This is a genomic window from Acidobacteriaceae bacterium (genome assembly GCA_028283655.1).
Classification (GTDB): domain Bacteria; phylum Acidobacteriota; class Terriglobia; order Terriglobales; family Acidobacteriaceae; genus Granulicella.
The window spans coordinates 1,796,188-1,814,822 of record JAPWKE010000003.1 but is presented as its reverse complement, the minus strand read 5'-3'; the positions used below and the strand labels follow the sequence as shown (position 1 = coordinate 1,814,822).

General features: G+C 54.8%; 13 protein-coding genes and 3 pseudogenes. 8 read left to right on the top strand and 8 right to left on the bottom strand.

Annotation, left to right across the window (positions count from 1 at the left end):
• Nucleotides 1–537 precede the first annotated feature (537 nt).
• From PW792_10475 to PW792_10460, 4 genes and pseudogenes are all read left to right on the top strand, one after another.
• Nucleotides 538–644 (top strand): annotated as a pseudogene (locus tag PW792_10475) (IS5/IS1182 family transposase).
• Nucleotides 645–2,244: 1,600 nt separating this feature from the next.
• Nucleotides 2,245–2,430, top strand: a pseudogene (locus PW792_10470) (DUF1738 domain-containing protein).
• Nucleotides 2,431–3,092: 662 nt separating this feature from the next.
• Entirely contained in the window at nt 3,093–3,341 is a 249-nt protein-coding gene (locus tag PW792_10465; GenBank protein MDE1162352.1) for a hypothetical protein, read from the top strand.
• Nucleotides 3,342–3,450: 109 nt separating this feature from the next.
• Entirely contained in the window at nt 3,451–3,648 is a 198-nt protein-coding gene (locus tag PW792_10460; protein MDE1162351.1) for a hypothetical protein, read from the top strand.
• 276 nt (nt 3,649–3,924) lie between these two features.
• Here the strand turns inward: PW792_10460 and PW792_10455 are convergent.
• A pseudogene (locus PW792_10455) lies at nt 3,925–4,035 on the bottom strand (transposase).
• 408 nt (nt 4,036–4,443) lie between these two features.
• Here PW792_10455 and PW792_10450 point away from each other — a divergent pair.
• The 4 genes from PW792_10450 (at nt 4,444) to PW792_10435 (ending at nt 9,558) form a co-directional block, all read left to right on the top strand.
• Nucleotides 4,444–5,310: a hypothetical protein gene (locus PW792_10450; GenBank protein MDE1162350.1), complete on the top strand. Its 867-nt coding sequence runs from the start codon at nt 4,444–4,446 to the stop codon at nt 5,308–5,310.
• Nucleotide 5,311: 1 nt separating this feature from the next.
• Nucleotides 5,312–7,894 (top strand): hypothetical protein, encoded by a 2,583-nt coding sequence (locus PW792_10445; GenBank protein ID MDE1162349.1) that lies wholly within the window; start codon nt 5,312–5,314, stop codon nt 7,892–7,894.
• Nucleotides 7,869–9,067, top strand: a protein-coding gene (locus PW792_10440; protein MDE1162348.1) for an IS3 family transposase whose coding sequence is annotated in 2 segments (ribosomal slippage) — nt 7,869–8,133 and nt 8,133–9,067 — 1,200 coding nt in all. Because the reading frame shifts where the segments join, the coding sequence is not laid out codon by codon here. Before PW792_10445 ends, PW792_10440 begins: the two co-directional genes overlap by 26 nt.
• Nucleotides 9,028–9,558: a hypothetical protein gene (locus PW792_10435; GenBank protein MDE1162347.1), complete on the top strand. Its 531-nt coding sequence runs from the start codon at nt 9,028–9,030 to the stop codon at nt 9,556–9,558. Before PW792_10440 ends, PW792_10435 begins: the two co-directional genes overlap by 40 nt.
• 458 nt (nt 9,559–10,016) lie before the next feature.
• Here PW792_10435 and PW792_10430 read toward each other — a convergent pair whose 3' ends face one another.
• The 7 genes from PW792_10430 to PW792_10400 form a co-directional block, all read right to left on the bottom strand.
• Nucleotides 10,017–11,102, bottom strand: coding sequence for an IS110 family transposase (locus tag PW792_10430; GenBank protein MDE1162346.1), 1,086 nt, complete (start codon nt 11,100–11,102; stop codon nt 10,017–10,019).
• Between the two features lie 87 nt (nt 11,103–11,189).
• The gene (locus tag PW792_10425; GenBank protein MDE1162345.1) at nt 11,190–11,726 is read right to left on the bottom strand and encodes a hypothetical protein; all 537 of its coding nucleotides are present in this window, start codon (nt 11,724–11,726) and stop codon (nt 11,190–11,192) included.
• Nucleotides 11,727–11,920: 194 nt separating this feature from the next.
• Nucleotides 11,921–13,435: a serine hydrolase gene (locus tag PW792_10420; protein MDE1162344.1), complete on the bottom strand. Its 1,515-nt coding sequence runs from the start codon at nt 13,433–13,435 to the stop codon at nt 11,921–11,923.
• Between the two features lie 17 nt (nt 13,436–13,452).
• The gene (locus PW792_10415; protein ID MDE1162343.1) at nt 13,453–13,608 is read right to left on the bottom strand and encodes a hypothetical protein; all 156 of its coding nucleotides are present in this window, start codon (nt 13,606–13,608) and stop codon (nt 13,453–13,455) included.
• Between the two features lie 356 nt (nt 13,609–13,964).
• Entirely contained in the window at nt 13,965–14,852 is an 888-nt protein-coding gene (locus PW792_10410; GenBank protein MDE1162342.1) for an alpha/beta hydrolase, read from the bottom strand.
• A 301-nt stretch (nt 14,853–15,153) separates the two neighbouring features.
• Complete coding sequence (locus tag PW792_10405; protein MDE1162341.1) at nt 15,154–15,732, bottom strand: DinB family protein; 579 nt, start codon at nt 15,730–15,732, stop codon at nt 15,154–15,156.
• Between the two features lie 103 nt (nt 15,733–15,835).
• Nucleotides 15,836–18,559 carry a triple tyrosine motif-containing protein gene (locus PW792_10400; GenBank protein ID MDE1162340.1) on the bottom strand — a complete coding sequence of 908 codons (2,724 nt, stop codon included), beginning with the start codon at nt 18,557–18,559 and terminating at the stop codon, nt 15,836–15,838.
• Nucleotides 18,560–18,635 lie beyond the last annotated feature (76 nt).

Genomic DNA, 18,635 nt, shown 5'->3' with positions numbered 1-18,635 from the left:
TCGAAGAGCAAAGAGTTCAACATCGAATCCCAGTGGGCGGTACCAGTGATTCATGACCTATGATAGCGTTATTTGTATGGGTGTCGCAGCTGCAAACTTTAAACTGGACACGCCGAAGTAGGATGGCGTGACAGAAAGAGTTCTCCTCGCCGCCGAATACACCCACGCAACCCGAGCAAGTAGTCGTCTACTTGCGTGACATCAACGAATAAGATACTATCGTTGATGAAGCGAAGGGCAGTCCGATGCGAAAGTAAGAGCGCACGGGTTGTGATTGACGTGACCGCGAACTTCGGAGGTACCCATGAGGTCTTGTCGTCATTGTGGCACTAAAACTCTCCGTAGAAGTCACAGAATCGGAATTATCGAACGATACATTCTGAGCGTGGTTCATTTGTTTCCATGGCGATGCGAAGCCTGCGAGCGGCGAACCTGGAAATTTTCCAAGGTCTCCTAGAGTTCCTTCGGAAGGTATGAAGTACGCAGATGCGACGGTTGGATTTTAGCGAACCAACTGTGCCGCCCACGCTCGGGTGTGGAGCACGTGCAGACTACGATTGGGACAAGCGGCGCAAGGGATCGAAGTGCATATCACGGTCGACACCCTGGGCCATCTGCTTGCACTGACGATTACACCAGTCGACTAGGGAAGACGTGCCCAAGTCGATGAGCGCCTATCACGTCGAACGCCGTCGAAACCGCCCAACAGCACCAGATCCGACTCAGTCGGCCCCATGGCCACACGAGGCATCGTCTTACCGTCTGGACGATGGTTGTCGAATGCTCCTGCGGCCCGGCAGCTCCCTTCCAAAGACTTGCAAGAGACTACGAGCGGCTATCGCAAATACTTATAGGCATGCACTTCATCGCATTCGCTATCCTGCCAGACAGCAAGACCTCATCACGCTTGCAGCTCCCTAACAACCTAGACATACACGTTGGCACTGCAGGCATAGACGAGCGAGTCGTCATTATGTCTTGAGTCAAGGCCCTTTCGAACTCAAAGGACTCACCGTTTTCAAAGCGGTCGGGTACAAAGTGTGGACCAGCATCAAGGCATATTCGCACTGTAGCATCGATTCAAGACTTCATCCCACAGGATAGCTTTCGAACCCTGTAATCGGAGATCGTAGCCATCGGTATGATGGGTCATCTCACTGGGGCAGCCATATTATTTGCAAGCTGGCTTTGGCCCTTGGTGAAGCCTGCCGAACTCTTGAAGACTCTTCCATAATCCTTCCCTTGGCATCCCTTCACCGGTCTGAAGTCGAAGTTCCCGAAATTGCCCTCGAATCCTGCGATCACTTTCGTTCCGTTGGATTTGAAATAAGGAATGTTGCGGGAGTGAACGGTGGGCTGCTGTAGCGAAGCTCACTACGCCGCTCCAGCAATGCGGCGAGGGACGCATAGATCGGATGCGGCTGACGTTCGGCAGGCTGGGCACCACCAAACCCTCCGCCGCCAACGCAGCCATGTTCCATCAAGAACGATTTCGGAAGCGGCGGTGGTAGCTTCCTGAACTCTTCGCCAAAGGCATATCGGAGCTGTGGCTCGATCTCTGGACAAAGGTTTGAGGAGTGCATATTCCGCGCCTTCAGCAATGACTGGATCGGGGCTCCCGAGTTGGTTAATGAGACGGCGGACTTGTGGCGTCGGAGGCCGCTGGTCGGTGTTGGGGAAGTGTGTAGATCGTGACCAATTTCGTCTGGCGGATAGGCTGCGCTCCAGCAGTCAGCAATGCCATCAAGGCAAAAGGGCAGCAATCCCTCGCAGTGCCAGCAGCCTACCCATCGCTTTCCTATCTTCACCAAGTAGCCGCACTCGCCCCATAGAAGGTGTCTCCGAATCGTGTCCGTGATCACTACGATTGGACACCAGCAAAAGAGAAATGTCTCCTGTGGAGGGAGGATGATGCTCCTCCCTGTCTCCAGACGCTGCGCGTCTTCCGCCACCCTCCTCTGCGGGACTTTCCCTCCCGCAACGCCCACCCTGTCATCTCTGTGCGCTGACGCGCACGGAATGCGGTAACCAGACTTTCCCTCGGGGGCGCTGCCCCCGCGCTCTCCAAGGCCATTCGCCCTTCGGGTTTTGGCTCCCCCACGCTGCGCGCGGTCCCCCAAAAAGCTTCGCTCGAAGACCTTTCCGTTTGCTACCCCCGCCTTCGCCAGGTGGCGTTCGGCATGTACATGCCGCGTTTCAACGCGGTAAGTGCAAAAGCCAAAGCCGACCAAAGGAGCAAACACAATGAGCAGCAAGGCCACCACCAATGTCACCGCCATCGACGGCAAGAAGCCCTCCACCAAACAGGAACTCATCGCCGCCAACATCAAGCTACTGATTGAACAGTTGGAGGCCGGACACTCAGAAGCCCTCACCAATTACCTCACGGCCATGAGCCGCTTTCACAATTACAGCTTCCGTGCGTTGTTGACTTGGAGGAGCCGAAATACTGCATTGAGCAGATAGCAGTGCGAGTGGGCAAGACACCGGCGTTTGTGGCCCAGCGTCTTAAGCTCGTAGACCGTCCGCGGGTTGTGGTCGAGGCGTTCTATGCCGAGAAATCGGCGTGGGGCATGCTCTCTTGCTGGCGAAGCTGCAACCAGTCGAGCAGGAACAGGCATTGTCCGTTTGCTTCAAGGAGGTTTACAACGGAGGCAGCAAGCCCACCCGCGTCCTGTTGCCCGTCCGTAACCTGCAATTCTGGATTGATACAACATCGTCCTCGCACTCAAGGATGCGCCGTTCGACAAGCGTAACGCGCAGCTTGTGCCAGTAGCGGGAAGCTGTGTTGATTGCCCCAAGAGCACCGGACACAACAAGCTCCTGTTTTCGGACATCAGGGGCAAGCTCGATTCCTGCACAGACCCAACCTGCTACCAGTCGAAGGCTGCGGCGCACGTCGCCAAGACCATCGCGGAACGTCCCAAGCTCGCGCAAATCAGCACAGCCTATGGGCAGCAGTCGGGAAGGTAGCGTGACGTTGCCGCGCAACAAGTACACAGAGATTCGCGCGGAGAAGCCAGCCGACAAGGACGAGGCGAAGCGGCCTGAGTTCAAGTCGTGCAACTTCACCACCGAAGCCATCGTGACTGATGGAAGCGAAGTCGGCACGTTGCGCAGGGTCTGCACAAATTCCGCTTGCCCGGTTCACCACCCGAAGCCGCAGCGCGACGACCGCGACGAGGCAAGGTTGGAAGGCCGAGCAGGAGAAGCAGCGCAGAGAGCAAGCCATCGCCAATGCGACCGGGTTACGCGTTCTTGCTGCCATCAGCGCCGCCGTTCCGGTGCGCCTGATGAAGCGTGATCTGCTGTTCGTCGCGTCGCAATTGACCGCGCCTTGAAGCCCTTGCCAAACAGCATGGCATCAGACGGTCGAGGGATACCGAGAACATCGACAAGCTGTTTCTCGCCTATCTCCGCCGTGCCGACGAAAGCACACTCTCTCGCACTGTGGTCGAGTTGACCATCGTGTTGGCCGCGTCTCGCTCCAATACGCCGAGTGTGCGCAAGGAAGCAGCCGCTCTTTACAAGGTGGACATCGATGCCATCGCGCAGAAGGCCAAGGCCGAGTTCGCAGCGAAAGCCAAAGCGAAGAAGGAAGCAAAGCCATCAAGCCAAGCGGTTTCAAAGCTCAGGAAAGCCGCGTAAAATAGACATCGGAGAGGCCAGCGAACCTGCGGCCTCTTCGTCGTTCGCGCTTTCCACGCGGGAGGAAGAAACCCGCTCGGTTTCTCCCTGCACCCGTTTCCGGCAGTCACCGGCCCGCGCTCTCCGGTCGCGCGCCAGAAGACGTTCCCCCTTCTGGATTTTCCCCTTTATGGCCTGCGGCGCTCTATCCTTCAAATATCCATTTAGACGGAAACTGTTTATTCGAGTCGATTGCCGCGCTCACCAACGGCAGTAGGTCTGGTGGTCTGCGCAGCTAGTCTGCTCGCTGATCCCAGCCTTACGGATCACCTCAGCCACTGGAACACCAAGCTCAGACTGCTTCAACACACCAACGATCTGCTCCACACTAAAACGCTTCTTCCTCATCCAAACGCTCCCCTTATTCAAGGTCAGTTTTGGCCGAAGACTAACATCTAAATTGGTTTAAATATAACGAGGTCGATCAAAATCATGCCGGGCAAACCACTCGGAGGGACACTTGGTGGTTAGCTCCATGCTCAAGGTCTACCAAGGCTGTCTATCGAAGGCGCAGCCAGGTGCGGGAACTTCGGTACAGGTACTGGGAACCCGACACCACGCCAACATCGCAGCTTTGCTTGCTCTCGAGAGATGAGGCTTTATGCATAAACGAAGCTGATCTGAGAACCTATACCAAAGTTTTCATTTGACAAACTTGGTACCGATGGAGATAGTGACCAAAGTCACACTCTATTCTCCTAGGTGAGGGCTGGTGCATTCGCGCACGGCCAAGAACCTTATCCGCCGGGGTTTGCCATGAATTTTCGTGATCTTGCGCTTTTTTTAGCTTTTTCAACCCCAGCCGCGATCTGGGCTCAAGGCTTAGAGCGTTGCGAGCCAGAATTGCGGGCGTCGGAGGGCTACCGAATTCCAAAAGCAAAGCTGCTGAGCGCCTCCGACACGTCCAAGAGGATAGACATGATACGGACGGAATTGGGATGGACCCAATCCGCCCTCGCCTTAGGAATAGAAGTTGATGGTAAGCTTACGAGCCTAAATGGAGTTCAAAGGAGCGTTAGGCTGTACTTCGAGGGCCAACGTCGCTTCCGCATTGATATAAGTGGTGGGCCCGATCCACGCAGCTTCCTAGTGAAAGATGCCACAGGATATGTTGTATCCGCAGTCGGTATTCAGCGCGTCCCCGCCGAGGTTATCTGGAATCAGTATTCGTTCCTGCCTTTCGTTTCCGATATCACTGCTCCTACATCTGAAGTTCTTCTCACTTCTCCTGAATTAGAAAACAAGGACGAAGAGAGCACCGAATATTTGAGAAGCTTTCATGTGACTCGCCCGCCCGTATTAGCAGCCGATGGGCGCAGCTTCACTGAGCTGTTCGTCCCCCATCGCCTCAGTGGCCGCACATCTGAGACCGAATTCTTCCTCGATCCTAGGAGCAAACAGCCATTGGAGATTCGAACCTGCGGCATCGGCCGAACTAATTCCAACCAGTTCCGAATAATCAAACGAACGTTTGCTTCATATAAAAGTCAGAACGGTTTTATGTACCCACAAAGGATCGTTGAAACCATCTCCGAATCTATGGAGCGCGTCCTCACGATCACGGACGTGAAGCTCTATCAAAATCTACCTGCAGAACTGTGGGATCCCGCCGGTAATAACTAGCATGAAAACTTTCATTTCAATCCTTTCACTCGGCCTGTTGTTTATCTGTATTGCTGCCACCACGATACAAGCTCAAAGCTATGCAACGTCGCTCGACCCTATGGTCGAGCGCGGAGTTCCACCCTTTGCACCCATGGATGGAACCCGAGAGAACATCAACCTCGGTAACGGTAATCTGAATATCACGATCCCTCTCCTTCACTTGAAGGGAAGGGGTGGTATGGACTTGGACCTTCAGTATCAAAAGGACACCAAACTCTATCAGTATTCCGATCCCGATGAAGGCGATGGGGGTTGGTCTGGACCTGAGTGGGATTGGGACTCGGAAGTACCTGGTTTCGCATCCGGACGCCTCACTCTCCCTAGCTTAGTTTTCCTGTGGGTTCCCCCCCCAAACGGCTCCCTAAACGGAGTTACGTGTCAGGAGTCACCACGCTTTACGGCCCCGGATGGTCGAGTAGCAGGATTTAGTGGCATGATTGCTGGCTGCGTGGATTCATACGGCGTAGCAAGCGTCTATGGTCAAGGCGGAACGGCGTACTCTAGACCAGCGGCTGTAAATGGAATACAGGGTCCTGGGCTAGATGCCTACATGGATCTGACAGATGTTTACCACCCTATCGTCACGCTTGAAGATGGAACGAGATATTACTTCACCACAAGTCCCGCCGATACGCTTTTTTCCCTGTTGCCCACTAAGATAGTTGATCGTAATGGTAACGTAATATCCTTTGCGAACACTCGTTCTCAGGACTCGATGCTTCCGGACCACACGGAAATTACCGATACAGTCGGCCGAAAGATATTGATCTCTTGGGCGAATGACACGATTTCATGGACCGACGAAGATGGGAACGCGCAGCAGATTACAGGTGGCGGAATGTTGCTTGCGCAAAAAGGTCCTCAAGCCACCTTCGGCATGCATAACTGCAACATAGGAGATACGGGCTATGTATTTGCCTTGGACCGGCTTATCTCTACCGATCTATTCAATGTTTATCGTCAGACGTTGACAATCCCTACTGATACAAATCGAGCAAATGACCGAGTTTATAGCATTGACTACGATGTAGAGCAAGAGGTTCTCAGAGTTGGTTATCCATCCGGAGGGTGGACAGAATACGCATATACCACCACCTCCACATACGATCCGACATTGGCCTGCAGTTCGGTAGACGTGAGACAGGTCAACGAAAAGACCACCTATGACGGTAATGGAAATAGCGAGACGACTTCATATCATCCGATTCTTGGAACATTAGCGGGTGAAATCTACGAGAACAGCTCAAACGAAGTCTTGTACGAATCTGGGAAGCATGATTATCACACCTTCGCGCTAGCGACAGTAGGGGCTTATGACGCAGATATCGTAACCAGAGATGATAATCGTGGCCTGCAGATTTCGGAAGTTATCTATGATCCGAGTGCCTACGCGCCTACCACTAAGCGTACCGTCCTCACGGACGGGCTTATTGTCTCTCACCACCAATTCCCAACAAGCACCCAGACGTTCGAATATGCGAATGTCACGCACGGCTCGCCTCTGGTGAAGAAAGAAACGATCCAAGATTTTGATGGAGCAGTGCTAAAGGTTATTGAATCAACTTATCCAGGCGGGGCAACTTGGCCGGAATTGCTCACAGCTCAAACCATTTCCGATTCGCATGGTAGTTTCAAAACGACTTATGGATACGATGGTGCTAGCCCAGCGGCGACTGGTGCCATGCAGCATGATACAGGTCGCAATGTGGGGAACATAACTTCGATTTCCAGATGGAACGGGAATACCCCTTATACAACGACGCTTGAGTACGATGATACAGGTAATGTCACGAAGATCACTGATCCTCTAGGTAATTGGCAGCGTGCTGTTTATTCGGACTCAGGAACGTTTGAAAGCCCGGCAAAATGCCCTGTGCCATCTGGCCAGTCTCGCTTCTCATCTCCAAACAGCCTAATCAACTCGAAGAATCAGACAACTTTCTTCACATTTTATTCTTGCACGGGACAGGTGGCGTCTGTGCTTGATCCCAATGGTGCTACCACCTTATTGAGCTATGACGCCCTGGGTAGGATCATCAAGAAGACGAATCCCGATGGGGGCACGGCTACCACGACATACCACGATCCCTCTCCTACTTGGATGTCGGTCACTACGACCACATCGCCAACATCATCTTTATTCTTTAAAAAGAATTTTGATGGTCTTACTCGGGAGATCTCTTCTCAGTTAGGTGCGGATAACGACCCGGCTACTCGTTACACAAGCATTAGCTATGACGACACTGGAACACCTTGGCTAGAGACAGAAGGCAACCCCAGTACGATCGGAATGCGTGGTCACTATCGAGCTTTCGATGCATTAGGCCGAGTCATCGAGGACGATGATGAACTAGAGTCCATCCGCACCTATTCATATTCGCAAAATAGGACAACAATCACTGATGAACGAGGGGATATGTATGCGCGAGACACAGACGCCTTGGGGCGGCTCACTGGTCTGCCCGGCTTGATTTGTACCAGTTGTAATCATTGGAACTGGATACAAGGAGCTGGTTATGGCAAGGAAACGGCATACAGCTGAGCAGGTGGTGAACCTGCTTCGGCAAGTGGAAGTAGGGATCGCGAACGGCAAGACGACTGTTCTTGCGTGCAAGGAAGCGTTGATCACAGAGCAGACGTACTACCGCTGGCGCAAAGAGTACGGCGGTCTGCAGGTGGACCAGGCGAAACGGCTGAAGGAGTTGGAGCAGGAGAACTCGAAGCTGAAGCGCCTGGTTGCGAACCTGAGCCTGGAGAAGCTGGTGTTGAAGGACATCGCGGAGGGAAACTTCTAAGCCCTGAGCGACGGCGTTGTGCGGTGGATCATGCTCAGCAGAAGGGCATGAGTGAGCGCTGGGCGTGTCGTGTGGTGAAGCAACCGCGCGGCACGCAGCGTTATCGACCGACACAGCGCGAAGATGAAGATCAACTCACACAAGCCATCGTTGTTCTGGCCGGCCAGTATGGCCGCTACGGTTACCGGCGCATCACGGCGCTGCTGGTGCATGCGGGCTGGAAGGTGGGCAAGGATCGCGTGGAGCGCATCTGGCGTCGCGAGGGGCTGAAGGTACCGAAGAAGCAGAAGCCACGCGGTAGGCTGTGGCTCAACGATGGATCGTGTGTGCGGCTGCGGCCGATGCATCGCAACCATGTGTGGAGCTACGACTTCGTCAGCGTGCGAACGCATGACGGCAGGACGGCGCGTACGTTGAACCTGATCGACGAGCACACACGTGAGGCGCTCATCGTAAAGGTAGAGCGGCGCTGGTCGAGTGCGAAGGTGATCGAAGCACTGGCTGATGTGATGGTGAGCAAGGGCGTGCCCGAGCATCTTCGCTCGGACAACGGACCGGAGTTCGTGGCGCATGATCTACGTACATGGCTGGCCAAGACAGGAGCAAAGACGATGTACATCGAACCCGGTTCACCGTGGGAGAACGGTTACTGCGAAAGCTTCAACTCGAAGATGAGAGATGAGTTCCTGAACGGTGAGATCTTCTACTCGCTGAAGGAACTGCGTGTGCTGGCCGAACGCTGGCGCAGGCATTACAACACCGCCAGACCGCACTCATCACTAGGCTACAGACCGCCGGCGCCAGAGGCCTGGCTAGCATCCACTGTTCGGCGGCAAGAGGAGCCGGTCGCTTCGCTCCCAGCTCCTCTTACCGCCTTATCGTGCATCGATCTGAACTCAGAAATCGTTGCGCTACACTAACAATCCAACTGGTACAAAAGATCGGTCAGGCCAAGAAGCAACGGCGCGATCAAGCCATCGCCAATGCGACCGGGCTCCGGGTACTGTCTGCCATCGGCGCCGCCGTTCCGGTACGGCTACTCAAGCGTGATCTCTTCTTCGTGCTGGAGAAGTTGATTGGCGTCTTGGATGAGCCACGCATCGAAACACTGGCACGGCAGCACGGCATCCGGCAAAAGCGCGATGAGGGAGGCATTGCAAAAACGTTACTGGCCTTCATGCGCCGTGCCGATGAAGGCGCGCTGTCCCGGCTTACCGTCGAGGCGACTATTCTGCTCGCCGCATCTCGCCACAACGGAACCAATGTCCTCAAGGATGCCGCCGCGCTGTACAAGGTGGACACGGAGGCCATCGGCCAGAAGGTAAAGCAGGAGTTCGCAGCCAAGGCCAGGGTAAAGAAGGAACCTAAGCCTGTCACCAAACCCGCACCCAAGGTCAAGAGAGCGGCCTAGCGTCTCATTCGACGAGGGGCGGCGAACCTGCCGCCTCTCATTTTTTTGCCGCCTAAATTGCGCAGGAAGACACCCCTTCGGTTTCTTCCTGCGACCATCTTCCCGCTTTACTTCCGGCCCTCGCTCGCCGGCTGCGCGGCAAAGAGTCAAGTTCCTCCTCTTTGCATTCTGTCCCTTTATTGCCTGCGGCGCTCACTTCCGAGAACGGCGTTTTGTATGAGCAGGTCCTAGTTGTCAATTCTTTTCCTTATCAGGGTCTTTGCTGTTGCTGTTGCTGTTGCGTTTGATGTTGCTCTCCACCGGGTTTGTATTCGCACTCTGATGAGCCGTATGTGTTCTGGACTCGGTGCCGGTTGGGGTTCGAGAAGAGAGTCGATGCTGCCATTTATCGGACGGTCTCAGAGGACCAAAACGCGGACGCAGTCATCGGAACGCGGTGTCGATGCAACGGGTGAACTCTATGCGGCCTGCTGGTAGAACGGCACGTACGACTGCTGTGTTGTCCAGAGGTGATGGAGCAGAACGGCCAGCTTGCGAGCCACTGCCACGACGGACTTGTTCTTCGCTTGCTTACCGCCACGTGCTGCGAGGTGCAGGCCCCACTGCCGCAGCGCCGAGTCTCGGCCATGCGGCCGCAGGATGTGGTTCGCGCACTCGATCAGTAGACTTCGAAGATAGGCGTTGCCAGCCTTGGTGATGCCGAGTTGCGGATCACGTTCGCCCGACTGGCTGCGTTTTGGTCGTAGCCCGAAGTAGCAGCCCGCATCGCGACTTCGACCGAATCGCGTCTTGTCGCCGAGCGTAAGCACGAAGGTAAGAGCGGTGATGTGACCGACTCCATGAATCGTCATCATGGCCTGGGTCTCGACGTACTCGGTCTGGGTCAGGCGCTGGATCTCCCGGTCGTACTGTTTAATCTTCTGAGTCATGTCTGCGATCTGGGCAAGGATCGGATCGAGTGCCAGCTTCAGCCCTGGCGGCATCGCAGCTTGACCCCGCTGGGCGAAGCACTTCGTGGACGAAGCGGGCATGCGGTGGCCGCACGCCTTGGTCAAGCCACGAACTGCGTTGATGGCGGCCGTCCGCAGCCGAACGAGAAGTTCTCGGGCGCGGATCAGAGTCAGGGCTTCCTGCTGTTCGACCGTGCGATGGGAGATCGGCCGGAGGATCTCGGGATCGAGCCGAGCGTACCGTGCCAGCTTCTCTGCATCGACATCGTCGCTCTTGCGGTCGCTGCGTGAGATCGCCCGCAGTTCGCGCACGTTGGCGACGATCACCTCGTGGCCTAGATGCTCAAGTTGTTCACTGATCCAGATCGAATGCACGCCCGCTTCCATCGCCACGCGGGCATAAGGCACATCGGTAAACCACTTGTCGATGGCCTTCGGCGTCGTCCTGAAGCGGCCTCGATCGATCACTTCGCCTTGCTGGTTGAGCGTGCAGTAATGGCTCCAAACGTCGCCCAGGTCGATGCCGATCGTCAGCTCTACCTGGCCACGCTTCCGGGGTACTTCCGCGATGAGGTGTTGCGTCCGCTTCTTCATGGGAACAGTCTGCTCCTCCTTCGGAGGGCCTGCTCATCCCATTTATCGGTAGTGACACTTGCACGAGTAAAGTGAAGACGTCTCGACTCAAGTCGTAAGCAGGCTACATTTCAGAAGATACGAGCTAGCTTTCACAGAATCCGTACCAGCAACGGTCTCGTAACGGATATGTGAGCTATCCCGTACGTACACGCGACCGTGTGAACTCAGAACGAAGGGCGTCAGGTCGGCAAGAATCTCATTGGCACGCCATCGATGAGAAAGGTCGTAGGGGTGAGGCGCAGTGCAGAGAGGCAAGTCTAGGCTTATCTCACCGCTTATGTAATCGGCCTCCACGCATCCATCGGGAAGCAGACTTGCTCCGTCGCACACCGCTCTGATACCGAAATCGATAATGAGTGCTGGTAGATTCGCGTCTTGCGAGATGTAGATGACCTCTGCATTCACGCGATAACGGCCATCGGCGATCGGAACTGCGCTCCTCGTGTTTTCTGTAGAATGCATGAGCGGTGCGTCAGACCAGAAGCTGACCGCGAACCAATCAAACTCTTCGCCGACATGTAACTCTGGCTCACCGTCGTCGATGACCCATCTTGCATAGTGCAAATTCCAATCGCGCTCCATGATCCAATCCTACCGAAGTAGCCGTACTCGAATCTCAGGGGAGATCAATAGTCCTCATAAGTCGGCTTATCGTCAGGAATCGGTCCCGCAAAATAACGTTCCGTGAGTTTCGCAACAGGATCGTTCGCCCTTCCTGCACCTTTCCCCACGAGAGTGACAAAGTCCAATTCGTAGGATTCCTCACAAGGCGTGAACTACGGCAACTTCAAGTAAGCTCGGGCTTCTTGATTTCCGGGGTCTTTGATGAGTAGGAGTCGGTAGGTACGGTTAGCTTCTTCTGGCTGAGCGTTCGCGGTGTAGGCCCTCGCAAGCACCGCAAGCGCATCCTTGCTTTCAGGGAACAGAGCGACCAGAAACTGCGAGACAACTACTGCTCTTGCGGAGTGGCCTCCACTCCATTGCAGGCTCTGGGCCCATCGTCTTAGCTCCTGCTCGTCATAGTTGGGTCGGTTGTGTTCTGCCTTGATCCGGGCGAACACCGCCTCCAAATCTACGAAGTTAGAGCGCTCCGCCTCGGCCCGCAGTTCCTGCACCGCACTCAGCTTGATCCCCGGCACGAAGAGAGCGGCGATCTCATCCGCAAACTCTTCGGGATTTGCACCTCGCAAATTCGTCAGAATGACAACTCCAGCGTTCAGTTCCGGATACAGGTAGACCGCCGCGCGCTCTCCGCCAATCATGCCGACCTTGAAGTAGCCGTCTTTCTTATCGACACCCCAACCAACCGCGAATGAACTTGGCGTTCCATTGTTCAGCAGGGCAGGTGTCCAAAGGGTTCGCAATGAAGCCTTACTTAACTGCTTTCCGTTGAGGATGGAAAGCATCCATCGCGTCATGTCGCCCACTGAGCTATTTAGGCCTGAGCTGGCCCGCATCATGGGCCCAAAGAAGAATACTTCGTTATGAAGAACTCCATCGTGTGCAAGCCCATCGTACTCGTAGACATACTCGCCGCTTTTATTTTTGGTAACTTCGGGCGACGCTCCAAAGCTTGTAGCTGTCATGCCTGCGATGGATAGCTCGTTGCCAATGATAGGAGTGTCCGGCGGGAGGCCCTCCAATCGATCTACAATTCGCTGCGCCAGAGCCAGATTCGTCTGGTTGTAATACTCCTTTTCTCCACGGGGAGATGGTGGCTGAGCGAGAGCCCACTGCCACGCCTTATCCTCATGGATAAGCCCCATCTTGTCAGTGTCATCTCCGCCATACGAAAAGATATCTGGGAGCCCCGAGATCTGTCCGGCGAGCTGCCGGACAGTCACAGCGCCCCAACTGGGCGGAATGTTTGGCAGATAAGTCGAAATCGGAGCCGACAAGTCGAGCTTTCCCTTTTCAACCTCCTGCATAATCGCCACTCCCGTGAAAGCTTTAGTTATGGAGTTGATCGAGAAGACGGTCGCGTTGGAGACAGGTACGGGTGTCTGAAGATTTGCTTCGCCGTAGGATCGGAGAAATACGACTTTGCCATCCTTAACCACGGCGGCTTGCATCCCAGGAATCCCTCGATCTGCCATGGCCCTTCGCAGGATTGCGTCGGCATTGTCATCGGGCGACTGAGCCATCGCCGCCACGTTCCCGGGCTGGGCGATGCACGAGGCAGACAAGAATAAAGTGGAAAAGACCAATCCCCTGATATCAACGGTCCGTCGCGTCGTCGACCTGATCCTAATCGGGGAGAATCGTCCCGCAAACCAGATGTGCTTCTGCATGAACAAACTTCGCTCCTTCAAGCCTTGTGTTCAGTGGATGAGTTTGCTGCTAAAGCGGCGAACTCTTCGCGGCCAAATGCGATCCCCGCAATCCCCCAGCCGCCCTCAGCGGCTTCCGTCAGCAAGACCCACGTGCGACCGGCCTGCGTCGGATCGCCAGAGAACTTCGTCACGATCTCGGTTGCTTCCTTGACCAATTGCTTTTGGCCCTCTCGGGTCAAAGCGGCGGGAGGCGTAACGACTTGGACGCGGACTGTTCGCGCCGAAGGCGAGGCGGCAGTCTGCACGGTATTGGGCTCCATTCGGTGGAGATATACCCCAGTGTTGTTTAGGTGAGTAGGCCCAGGATCTCTCACACCCTCAGCGCGAAGTAGTGCAAACGTTAACGCTTGGCCCAGATCGCGCTCGCTTCCTTTGGGAAATAGGTCCTTCGCAGCATAAACATCGATCATCGGCATAGCGATCTCCTGAGTGTTCCGCTCAAACTGTTGCTCCATAGTGCGCTTTACTGCCGCTTGAGCGCGCTTGCTCAGTCGCCGGATACGGATTTCGAATCGATCAGAATCTGGGCAAACTGATCAGGATCCTCCATTGAAGCGAAATGACCTGTGTTCAGCAGCTCAACCTGTGCGGCTCCAGGAATCTTGGCGATCGAGGCTGAGCGGTCGGAGGGACGCGACCAATCATGATCTCCATACACCATCACCACGGGCACTTTCAGCTTTCCGTAAAGAGCCTTGGCTGCAACATAGCTCGAAAGACTCTTGTACACAGCCCGGGCTACCTTCGAGTAGCCTTTACGCTTGCCGACGCGATCCAATTCATCGATGAAGTCCGGTGGCAACGTGGACGGGTCATAGACCCCACCGCTCATAATGCCTTTCAGAATCATCCTGTTCTCAAGCGCGGCGAACACCGGTCCCACGAACGGTGCGCGCACCCACTTGATGATGAACCACGCGAGGAAATTAGCTCGTTCGAGACCGGGAAAGTAATCGTAGGTGTTGAATGCGACGACACGCGTGACTCTGTTTCCCAACGCAGATGCAGCGGTCAGGGCCAGCGTGGCGCCCATCGATTCGCCAGCTAAGGTGACATCGCGGAGGTTGAGACGTTCGACAAAGTTAACAACATGCTGACGGAATGCAGGCTCCCGATAGTCTCCTCCGGGAACAATTTCAGACCAACCAAAGCCCGGATAGTCGAACGCATACACCGTGAAATGTTGTGCGAGTTTTGGGATTACACGCTGGAAGATGTCTAACTGCGTACGAACGGTGTGCATCAGAACGAGAGCGGGCCCTTGCCCAACCCGAATATAGCGAACCTTCGGACCGCCGACTCCGAGGGCCACATATTCCACTGGTACGCCAGGAAGCCATCGCTGCGTGTACTCACGATCACGTAAATCACTCATATTCATCTCTCTTCTCTTGCTGTGGCCGCTGCATCGGCCCGCTCATTGCTCACGATAAGATTGCCCCGAGTCGAAGCCTCATCGAATTTCACGTGAGAGTTGCCATGTGCCCAGGAAACCAAATCGAGCGGCTTGCACAGAACGACCCATCGGAATCTGCCCCATGTAGCTAGAAACTAGACTGAGTGACAGAGGTTCTCTTGGCAGAACTCGGCGCTTTTGGGATGAAGAGCCACCAGCTGACCAAACCACTCTCATTTACTGAGCTGCGGATGTGCAATGGCTTATCGCGGATGTGCGATCACATACCACGATCATTTTCAAGCAGCCCTGACGCTTGGCCAGCGATGGGGTAACGCTGCCTCAGTTGATTCAGGTGCCGCTCCGAATGAAGGGGAATATAAAGCAGCCAGTGATACCCACTCAGAGGGCCGAAGCCCGTATGGTTCCAAACAATGGCCTTCAGTGGAAGGTTTGCCCAAACAGCCAGTTGCTCCTCCAACCGTCGCTCACTTCGTGCCAATTGCGAAAGAGCCTCCCCTTGACTGATTCCCAAAAAGCGTGAGGTACTGTCACTTGCTTGGGCCCTTCCGGCGTTTGGCAAAAACCTACGTAGTAATAATTCTTTCCCATGGGTGACCTTCGCCCAGTCCAAACAAGGATCGTCTCCGCATCGCTCTTGAACGGCAGAGAGAAGTTCCTCTTCTACCAAAAGCAGATGTTCAACGATCTCTGATGGAGACCATGCACCATCAGCCTGACGATGACGCCAGGCAGCCGATGTAAACGATCTGACGAAAGCCGCGACTTGCTCATGGATTCCATGCACGGAATCCACGAGTTCGACTCTTTCAAAAGGTTTGATGATCGGCTCATGCATCAGGCTTGTTCCTTTCCTATATCGTTGTTGCGATGTCAGCCGTGAACATTCAGTGCGCATGGCCAGGAGGGGCCACATCCTAATTCTGTGCAGCCACATTCCTTTACGACTTCCAAGCTCGGCGGATGCGACTCCATATCCCGTTGGCAGCATCGGTATAGGCAAGGTACGCCGGAATATTCAGCTCGATCGTGCTACCCTCGCCGGCGCTGCTGATGACCGTACACCGGCCTCCCAGCCGTTTCGCGCGATCGCGCATATTCTGCAACCCGAAATGGCCTTCGCGTTTGCCCTTTTGCAAGATTGTCGGGTGGATCCCAAGGCCATCGTCTTTCACCCGGAGCAATACGCCCTTCGACGTGGCCAGGAGGGAGAGCCAGACATTTCGACCTTCAGAATGGCGGAATGCGTTCGTCAACGCTTCTCGTCCAAACGCTAAGATTTCACGGACGACGACACTATCCATACTTCGCTCCACGCCTTGAGCATCAAGATGAAAGTCGATACGGTGAAGCTCTTCAAGCTCCTCGCCTACACTGCGTAGGCTTTCAACCAACGCAACGGTCTCAAGCTCCGAAGTATGGAGGTTGGCCACCATTCGTCGTCCGTCTAACAACACCAAATCAGCCTGATCAAGGGTTAGATCGAGAAGTGCTCTGTTTGGGTCGCTCATCGGCATTTTCTGCGTTATCACAGAGAATTTGAAAATCAGAGCCTGCACGCTTTGTAGCAAGGTATCGTGGAGATCCCTCGCAATCCTTTGACGCTCGTCGAAGATCTCGTACATCTGGGCCGCCACCATCCGCCGAGCCCGCGTCAGACGGAGATGCACTACTAAAAACGTCGCAGCCAAAAGCAAGATGCCCAGAAATATTCGGAACATTGTGCGCTGCGTCAATGTAGGAAGAACTGTAATCGTCAGCGTAGCGCCGACCTCATTCCATAGACCATCGTCGTTGCACGCCGTCACGTGGAACACATAGTGGCCGGGAGGAAGCTTCGAGTACACCGCTTCATGACGATTCCCACCGTCAATCCAGGTATTGTCATAGTTCTCCAGAAAATATCGAAACCTGACCCTGCTAGGAATGCGCAGACTTCCCGCCTGGAAGGTGACCCGGACATTCTCAGGATTCGGCTGCAATTCGACTGCACGCGGCCACCGCCAACTGGCCGCGTTCGAATCCAACTTGACGATCATGACGGGCGGAGAAATCGGATTGTGAAGGACGGTAGAGGGGGCAATCCAGTTGAGGTGATCTCCGTCAAGGAAATATAGCGTGCCATCATTGCCTTCAACTGCGGATCCCAAGCCGCCGATCGGAGTCGGGGCCCCCTGAACTCCGTCGCGGTAATCGAAGATCTGGAATTCCAGATGAGCTTTTGGATTGGTCCTCGCTTGCGCGTAACTAGCAGCGGGAACTCGAATGATTCCCCGGCTGCTATTCATCCATAGTTCCTTCGCAGAGGAAAGGACAATACCCGTTACCCCCTCGAAGCTGGAGCCGTCAGCAGTGATTAACTGATGAAACTTTCCAGCATGCAGGATGGCGATGCCTTTGTCACCGCCGACCAAAACATCCGAGCCATCCCGCCCAAACACCTTGATCGTGCCGACATTCGGCCCTTGCGATCCCCCATAGCGCGTCACTTTACCACTCGGAGAAATGCTGACGGCCGTGCCGTCAAGATAGCCGAACCACACACTGCCCGTAGAATCCTTCCCTGAACTGACGGCCGGTTCGCTTGGGAGTTCACTGTATCCGCCATTGCGGAGCCACAGCTGGCCGCTCAGGCGGTACACGCCATTGCGTACGATCGAGATCCAAAGATTGTGCCTCGAGTCCTCTGTGATGGTTTGAATACTTCGTAGTGGACTACCCAAGTCGTGCGGCAGTGGCTGCTGCAGTATCCGATCGCCTACTATGTGGCAGAGAGAATACTCAGTACCAACCCAGATACTTCCGTCCACGGCACCGTAGAGACTCCGTATCTGTGGAGAAATTGAAGTAGTCATGGCATGGACTTGAGTTGCCGAAACGTCGAAAAGTCGGTTCGCAGCAATTACGACTGTCCCGCTCCCTGGACGTTTATTCAGCGCACTCCAATCTGACTCCAGTTTCATTGAGCGCACGGAGTAGCTGCGAAACTGATCAAGTCCCTGGTCCGTGCTGACCCATATACTTCCTTCCTTGTCCTGTACTGGAACGATGGCGTGGTTAGAACTGAGCCCTTGTTGTGCAGCGTATTGCTCATACTGGTTGACCTTCACTCCAACCGAACTGGTCGGCGACGGAAGGCGGAGAATGCCCTGGTTGTCCGTCGATAGCCATAAAGAGCCGTCCTGTGCTGAAAGAAACGAATGGAAGCCGGGTACTTTGCTGTCTTGGAAACGAATAACCCTTCCGTTCGCGATCTGGAGGTGGAACTGTTCGCCAAAAGGATCGAAACAGCGCGCCCCTTTCGGTGAGACAGGCCAGCAATGAATGATTCCGCTTCCACGAATCGTCGTAGCGATTTGGAATCGCCGCTCCCCGGCGATCCGGACCATGACCTTCCCGAGGGTGGAAACCCATAAATTGTTGGCAGGGTCGACTGCAAGCCTAAACACCGGCTGCTGTGGAAAGCCAAGGGATGTACCCACACGCTGTATCCGGTTGTTGACGAGTAAAAACAAGCCATCTGTGCCGCCTAGCCAGATTGTGCCTTTCTGATCCACTTCAATCGACCTGATCTGTCCGGTTCCAAGTCCTTCATCAGTCGAGAAGTTCGTGACGACGCCCCCCTGTATCTTGCTGACGCCACCAAATGCATATGAGACCCACATACTGCCGTCTGGGCCCGGGGTAACACAGATAAGTCGCTGAGAAAGGAGGGAGTATCCAGCAGTCGGGACGTAATGA

Excerpts from the sequence above, each read along its gene's own strand:
- PW792_10400 (MDE1162340.1), bottom strand. The coding sequence starts at position 18,559 with ATGTGGGTCTCATATGCATTTGGTGGCGTCAGCAAGATACAGGGGGGC.
- PW792_10465 (MDE1162352.1), top strand. The coding sequence starts at position 3,093 with ATGGAAGCGAAGTCGGCACGTTGCGCAGGGTCTGCACAAATTCCGCTT.
- PW792_10430 (MDE1162346.1), bottom strand. The coding sequence starts at position 11,102 with ATGAAGAAGCGGACGCAACACCTCATCGCGGAAGTACCCCGGAAGCGT.
- PW792_10420 (MDE1162344.1), bottom strand. The coding sequence starts at position 13,435 with ATGCAGAAGCACATCTGGTTTGCGGGACGATTCTCCCCGATTAGGATC.
- PW792_10445 (MDE1162349.1), top strand. The coding sequence starts at position 5,312 with ATGAAAACTTTCATTTCAATCCTTTCACTCGGCCTGTTGTTTATCTGT.
- PW792_10425 (MDE1162345.1), bottom strand. The coding sequence starts at position 11,726 with ATGGAGCGCGATTGGAATTTGCACTATGCAAGATGGGTCATCGACGAC.
- PW792_10410 (MDE1162342.1), bottom strand. The coding sequence starts at position 14,852 with ATGAGTGATTTACGTGATCGTGAGTACACGCAGCGATGGCTTCCTGGC.
- PW792_10405 (MDE1162341.1), bottom strand. The coding sequence starts at position 15,732 with ATGCATGAGCCGATCATCAAACCTTTTGAAAGAGTCGAACTCGTGGAT.
- PW792_10450 (MDE1162350.1), top strand. The coding sequence starts at position 4,444 with ATGAATTTTCGTGATCTTGCGCTTTTTTTAGCTTTTTCAACCCCAGCC.